7 protein-coding genes are annotated in these 6,346 nt (G+C 68.8%); all 7 read right to left on the bottom strand.

Annotated elements, in window-relative coordinates:
• Positions 1-179 precede the first annotated feature (179 nt).
• On the bottom strand, positions 180-896 hold the full coding sequence (locus AB0E63_RS46050) for an MBL fold metallo-hydrolase (RefSeq protein WP_360381139.1): 717 nt from the start codon (positions 894-896) through the stop codon (positions 180-182).
• Positions 897-981: 85 nt separating this feature from the next.
• Positions 982-2,322 carry a metallopeptidase TldD-related protein gene (locus tag AB0E63_RS46045; protein WP_360381136.1) on the bottom strand — a complete coding sequence of 447 codons (1,341 nt, stop codon included), beginning with the start codon at positions 2,320-2,322 and terminating at the stop codon, positions 982-984.
• Entirely contained in the window at positions 2,319-3,770 is a 1,452-nt protein-coding gene (locus AB0E63_RS46040) for a TldD/PmbA family protein (RefSeq protein ID WP_360381134.1), read from the bottom strand. Before AB0E63_RS46040 ends, AB0E63_RS46045 begins: the two co-directional genes overlap by 4 nt.
• A gap of 211 nt (positions 3,771-3,981) precedes the next feature.
• Positions 3,982-4,200, bottom strand: coding sequence for a hypothetical protein (locus AB0E63_RS46035; protein WP_360381131.1), 219 nt, complete (start codon positions 4,198-4,200; stop codon positions 3,982-3,984).
• On the bottom strand, positions 4,197-4,997 hold the full coding sequence (locus tag AB0E63_RS46030; protein WP_360381128.1) for a hypothetical protein: 801 nt from the start codon (positions 4,995-4,997) through the stop codon (positions 4,197-4,199). The genes AB0E63_RS46035 and AB0E63_RS46030 overlap by 4 nt, the downstream gene beginning before the upstream one ends.
• A gap of 164 nt (positions 4,998-5,161) precedes the next feature.
• On the bottom strand, positions 5,162-6,136 hold the full coding sequence (locus AB0E63_RS46025; protein ID WP_360381125.1) for a pyridoxal-phosphate dependent enzyme: 975 nt from the start codon (positions 6,134-6,136) through the stop codon (positions 5,162-5,164).
• A 9-nt stretch (positions 6,137-6,145) separates the two neighbouring features.
• Positions 6,146-6,346: ABC transporter ATP-binding protein (locus tag AB0E63_RS46020; protein WP_360381123.1), on the bottom strand; the 201-nt coding region annotated here is incomplete at its 5' end.

Raw genomic sequence — 6,346 nt, 5'->3', positions numbered from 1 at the left:
ATCTGTCACCCTCCGGGGTTTCCTCGTGCTTGCTCGCGGTGTGTCCACCGGTCTGTGTCATGGGGCCTCCCGGCCTGGACTGAGGAGTGGTGGGAGCGTAGCGACTGGAGCGACGAGGGAAGGCCGGGAGCCAAGGCCCCATGACCACGCCGGCGCCGAAGGCCTGGCCAAAAGAATGGTCATGATGCCTGCTCCGAGGTGACGCGGCTCCGGCCGCTGAACGCCAGCGGTTCCGGAGTGACGAGGTACTGCGGCACGCCGCTCGCGTCGAGCCGGAACGGAGTGTCGTGCCCCGGGTAGACCAGGTCGGCGAGCTGCGCGACCCGCTTGACCGAAGCATCCGCCCGGGCTTGGTCGTACGGACGGCCTGAGGCGGCGCCCGCGCGCAGCACCTCGGCGGTGGGCACGGCGTCCGCGCTCAGGACGGCTGTTCCGGCATCGGTATTCACGGCGAGGCCGATCGATCCCGGAGTATGTCCCGGCAGATCCAGCACCTGCACACCGGGCAGCGGCTCGTCGCCGTCGCCGGTCGTGTGGACGTCCAGGTCGTCGAGGATCCTCCGGGCCCACCGCGGCGTACCGAGGTCTGTGGCCGGCGGGTCCGCCAGGTTGCGGAGCTCGTCGGCGTGCAGCAGCACCCGTGCCTCCTGGAAGAAGTCGACGTTCTGGATGTGGTCCCAGTGTCCGTGCGACAGCACGACCGTGCCGATGTCGGCCGGTTCCAGGCCGCGCGCGGCCAGAGCCTCGAGCAACCACCGGCGCCGGCCGGCGTGCCCGCAGTCGAACAGCAGGCGTCCCGCATCGCTCTCCACCAGGTGGATGGAGCAGAACGCGGGGCTGCCCTGTGCGGTGCGCAGCGAATAGCCGTTCAGCAGAGTGGTGAGCGTCGGTGTCATCGGCTCCTCGTCGACAAAATCGATGGGTGGAACAGCAGCGCCCCGCGCCGGTTTATGAGCACGCAAGGCCCGGGGCGCTGCTGGCTCAGGCGAGGACGAGCGGTCCGGCGTCGATCAGCAACGACGGGACGACCACGCTGTCCATGAACGTCTGATCGCCGATCTCCCGGATCGCGCCGACTGCCAGTACGGCGTTCAGCACCTCGTCCATCCGGAACGTGAAGCGCAGCTGCGGGTGCCATGCGACCAGCTTGCCGTCTTCGGCCCAGTAGGTCGCGTCCCGGGTGGTCCCGGTGACCAGCGTCTGCTTCGGGTGCAGCACCCGGAGGTAGTCGAGCCGGTTCACGACCAGCCCGCTGCCGCACTCGGCAAGCAGCTCGTCCTCGGTGACGTCGCCCGCGTCCAGCAGCAGGTGCGACGGCACCGGGTCGCCGCCGAACCGCCAGCCGTCGGGCACCGCATGACCGGTCGGGACGCCGCCGGTCAGCTCGGCCCGGCGCCGATCGGAGACCACGCCGGTGAGCACTCCACTGTCGATCAGCGGAGTCCGCCGTCGAATGTTGCCTTCAGCATCGAAGCCACTGACCAGCCCGGCGGAGTCGGTCGCGTCGTCGACGAGGGTGAGCTTCTCACTCACCACTTGCTGACCCATCCGGCCGGCCAGCACCGACCGGCCGCTCGCATAGTGCTGTGCGCCGAGAGCCCAGTGGCCGAACGTGGCGATCAGCGTGTTCACCGCCGACGGCTTGAGCAGCACCCGGCAGGTGCCGCGGAAGGGCTCGCGCGCCGGCAGCGGACGCAACGCCTCCCGCAGGCGTCCGGGAATGTCGCCGATCGGGATCAGGTCGGCGTCGCGATGCACCAGCTTGACGCTCGCGGACTGCCCGTCCTGCTTGGCGATCGCCTGGATCGATACCTTGGTCAACGTCTCGGACCGGAACAGGCCGGCCGAGTCCGCGACGACCCGGTCCAGGACGTCGTACCGGATCGCTCCACCGAGGCGCGCGGACTGGTCGAGGCCGTCGCGCACCGTGGTGAACCACTCGTGCCGTACGGCGGGATCGCAGTCCACGATGGACTTCGCGGGCTCGACCACCAGCTGCTCGAGGTCGGGCGTCGTACCAGTGTCGGCGGCCTCAGGCGCTTCCGGCTGATCCGCTGGGGCCGGGAGGTCGGCGAGGGCCGCGGTCAGCCGGTCGGCGAGGACCTGTACGGCGATCGGGTCGAGCGTCTCCAGAGTTCCGCCGGCGGTACGGCCGTCGCGGTTCACCTTGACCCGGACACGCAGCCTGCGTTCGCTGTGCTGGGCGGTGATCTCGGACTCGGCGTACCGGAGCAGTTCGGCGTTCTCCCCGAGGACGTCCAGCCGGGTCCCCGGGCCGAGGATGTCAAGCGCCTGCTCGATGTCTGTCCGCTCGATGCTCATCGTCCCACCTGCACGTTCTGGAAACGTCCCGGCACGGTGCCGTGACCGACGTGAGCCACCTGCAGCGGCTCACCCTTGTTACACGACGGGACGCCGTGCACCTTCCACTCGTCCGGACCACCGAGCGCGTCCAGACCGGCCCAGAACTGCGGTGTGACGCTCTGGTAGCTGCAGTTCTTCAGCAGCCGGCCGAGCTTGCCGTCGCGGATCTCCCAGCCGAGCTCGGTGGTGAAGCGGAACGACATCCGCTGGTCGTCGATCGAGAAGCCGCGGTTGGTGTCGACCAGGATGCCGCGCTTGGTACCCGCGATCATCTCCTCCAGCGAGGACTCCCCCGGCTCCAGGCAGATGTTGGTCATCCGCACCAGCGGCAGCCGCTGCCAGCCGTCGGCCCGGGACGCGCCGGTCGGCTGGTCGCCGAGCGCCGCCGCCGACTCGCGGCCGGACATGTAGCCGAGGAAGATGCCGTCCTTGATCAACTGGGTGCGCTGGGCCGGCACACCCTCGTCGTCGTACCCGAACGAGCCGAGTCCGCCAGGGATGGTGGCGTCGGCATACGCCGAGACGATCGGCGAACCCCAGCGGAAGTTGCCCCGTCGCTCCGGCGTCGCGTACGTCCCACCGGCCAGGCTCGCCTCGGTCCCGAGCGCCCGGTCGGCCTCCATCGGGTGGCCGGCGCACTCGTGCAGGACCATGGCCAACTGGTTGCCGCCGGCAATGAGTGTGGTGACCTCGTCGGGGCACTGCGGCGCGGTCAGCAGCGCGACCGCCTCGGATGCGACCCGGGCCGCGTTCTCCACCAGGCCGAGCGATTCGACGTGCTCCCAGCCGGCGGTCGCGAAGTCTCCGCGCTGGCCGCGGATCTGTCGCGGGACGCCCTGCGGGAACGACCGGCGCTGCAGGTCGTCGCCGTTGCCGGCGTTCACCATCAGACCGCCGCCACTCTCGGTCAGCGTCTGCTCGATCAACGCACCCTCGGTGTTCGCGAACACCTTCTCGTCGCGATAGAAGTCGACCGACGCCTCGATCTGCTGGACCAGCGGACCGGCGGTCGACGCCTCCTTCACGGTGGCGGACAGCAGGTCGAGCTTGGTCGACAGCGGAACCTCGAAGGGGTCGATCCGTTGCGGCGACGACCAGGTCGCCCGCGTCGTGACCGGCTCGCCCAGGGCGACGTGGCCGCCGCCACCAGCGGCGCGAGCCTGACCGACCGCTTGCGCGATCACGCTGTCGAGGCCGTTCGGGTCCAGACGGTGGGTGGCGGCGAAACCCCAGTGGCCGCCGATCAGCACGCGCAGCCCGAGACCGAGGGAGTCGTCGTAGCCGACCTCACCCGGGCCGTCGAGCTCGACCAGGACCTGCTCGTGGGTGCGCCGAACCACCCGGATGTCGCCGTACTGAACGTCCGCGGGCAGCAGGGCCAGCACGGTCTCGGCAGTGTCGCGCATCACGGGGCGCTCACCTGCTCTGGTCGGAAGGGAGTCACGGTGGGACCTCCGGTTCGGGGACGGATGGATCGGCGCCTCCGTCTCACCGTAGCAGATGCTACGAGATTCTGAATAGAGGTCGTGAGCACTGCAGAACCGGGGAGGCAGACAGCGATCGGCCCCGGCTCGCGCGGACGCAAACCGGGGCCGATCGTCAACAGGGACTGGGTTTTCAGCGCTTCTTCGGCCGGACGTCGATGGCCAGGCTGATGCTGAACGCGGCGACGACCAGCGCGCCGCCCAGCAGGGTCAGCCCGGTGTCACCGAGCAGGTCGAGCGTCATCGCGGCGTACAGGACGACGAGCGCGAGCACCACCGCGACCGCGATCTTCCAGTCGTCGCCGATGATGAAGTCGTACCAGAACTGCCCGAAGGACTTGAGGAACTTCATTTCTTCACCTCCACCGCGAAGTCGGCGGCACCCACGGGCGCCGGAGTGGCCGGCTTGCGCAGCACGGCGACGAAGACCCGGCTGAGCAGCAGCCAGGCGGCGATCAGGGCCAGGATCATCAGGTCGTGACCCGGCCAGTCGAGGCTCTCCCGGCCGTCGCGGAAGATGCCGATGCCCTCGACCGCCCAGTAGGTCCCGAACGACGCGAGCAGCAGGCCGACGCCGTACTTGAGCAGGTTCTCGTTGATCATCGACAGCGGCCGGCGTAGGGCCACCGCGATCCCGAGCACGATCACCACGGCGGCGATCGCGCCGAGGCTGGCGGCCGGGATGTTGTTCGCGTTGAGGCCGAAGGTCAGCACGATGAACACGACCTCCATGCCCTCCAGGAACACGCCCTTGAACGAGACCATGAAGGAGAACATGTCCAGGCCGCTCTTGCTCTGACCGGCCGCCTTGGCGGCCTCCACTTCCTCCTTGTAGATCGCGTCCTCGTCGTGCACCGCCTTGCGTCCGGACGATCTGAGGATCGCCTTACGGAGCCACTGCAGACCGAAGATCAGCAGCAGACCGCCGATCGCGAGCTGCAGCGCCGACTCCGGCAGCCAGTTCGCCAGCGCGTAGCCGGCCGCCAGGGTCACCACCGCGAGCGCGCCGAGCGCCGCGAAGGTGCCGACCAGCGCCGACTTCCAGCTCCGGGTGTACCCCATCGCCATCACGATCGTGGTCGCTTCCACCATCTCCACGAAACACGCGACGAACGTCGCGATGATGAGCCCCCACGTTGCCGCGTCCATCTCTCACTTCCCTCTTTCAGATGAAACATATGCTGCACGAAACGATAGTTACAAAGTTCTTGTGGTGTCAATGAGCGGGCAGTGGGTGAGACGGGGCCGGATCTGGGCATGCCGAAGCACCCGAGGGGATCAGGGAGTCACCTCGGGTGCGTCGGCAGGGAGGGTCAGCTCAGCGCGGCTGCCAGCGTGCTCGACGAGATGTTGCCGCCGCAGGACACCACGGCGACGCGTTGGCCTTCCAGTTCCGTACGACGGGCCCGCGCCGCCGCGAACGCCATCGCGGCGGATCCTTCGATCAACTGGTGTTCGGTGTCGATCACCATCCGCAACGCGGCGCTGATCGCGTCCTCACTCACCAGTACCCAGTCGTCGACCAGTTCACGACACAGGTCGAACGTGATGCTGCCCGGCTCGACGCTGCCCGCCGTACCGTCGGAGAGCGTTTCCTGGGCATCGATCAGGACGATCTTCCCGGCCCGCACCGACGCGGCCATCGCGTCGTCGCGCACCGGCGACGCGCCGTAGACCCGGATCCCGGGCAGGTGCTTCTTGAGCACCGACGCGACCCCGCTGATCAGCCCGCCGCCACCGACGGCGACCACCACCGCGTCGAGCCCCGAGCCGGCCAGCTGCTCGAGGATCTCCACCGCGACCGTGCCCTGCCCGGCGATGATGTCCGGGTCGTTGTACGGCGGTACGTAGGTCAGGTCGTACTCAGCCGCATACGCCCGCGCCTTCGGCTCGAGCACGCCGGAATCGTTGCCCTCGGCCCGGATCTCCAGGCCGAGCCGGCGCAGTGCGGCAACCTTGCTCGGTGACGCGTTCTCCGGCAGGTAGACGATGCCGTGCCCGCCCAACGTCGCGAGCGCGTTGCCGACACCGAGGCCGTGGTTCCCGGTCGAGGCGGTCACCACCCCGGCCTGGCGCTGCTCGTCGGTGAGCGTGAGGATCTTCGCCATCGAACCACGGGCCTTGAACGAACCGGTGCGCTGCAGGTGCTCGCTCTTCACCAGCACCTCGGCGCCGAGTTCGTCACTGAATGCGCCGTACCGGACGAGCGGCGTCAGCGGCAGGTGCTCACGCAGCTTCGGTGCGACCAGTTCCGACCGCTCGGCGGCTTCCGCGGGGCTCAACGTCATGCAGTACTCCTATCCGGTTGCCACTGAGAGCTGAGCACGCAGCCCGGCCCGCAGCGGGATACACATCGGTTTACCACTGACCGGGTGGGGCACGACCTTGGACTCCACCCCGAACACGTCGCGGATGGTGTCGCAGGTGAACACGTCTTCCGGTGTGCCCTGGGTGACCAGGGCGCCGGATTTCATCACGAAGACGTGGTCGGCGTACTC

Source organism: Kribbella sp. NPDC026596 (genome assembly GCF_040638415.1).
In the GTDB taxonomy this organism is placed as follows: domain Bacteria; phylum Actinomycetota; class Actinomycetes; order Propionibacteriales; family Kribbellaceae; genus Kribbella.
Note: the sequence above shows the minus strand (reverse complement) of the source record. Positions and strands in the feature narration are given on the sequence as shown.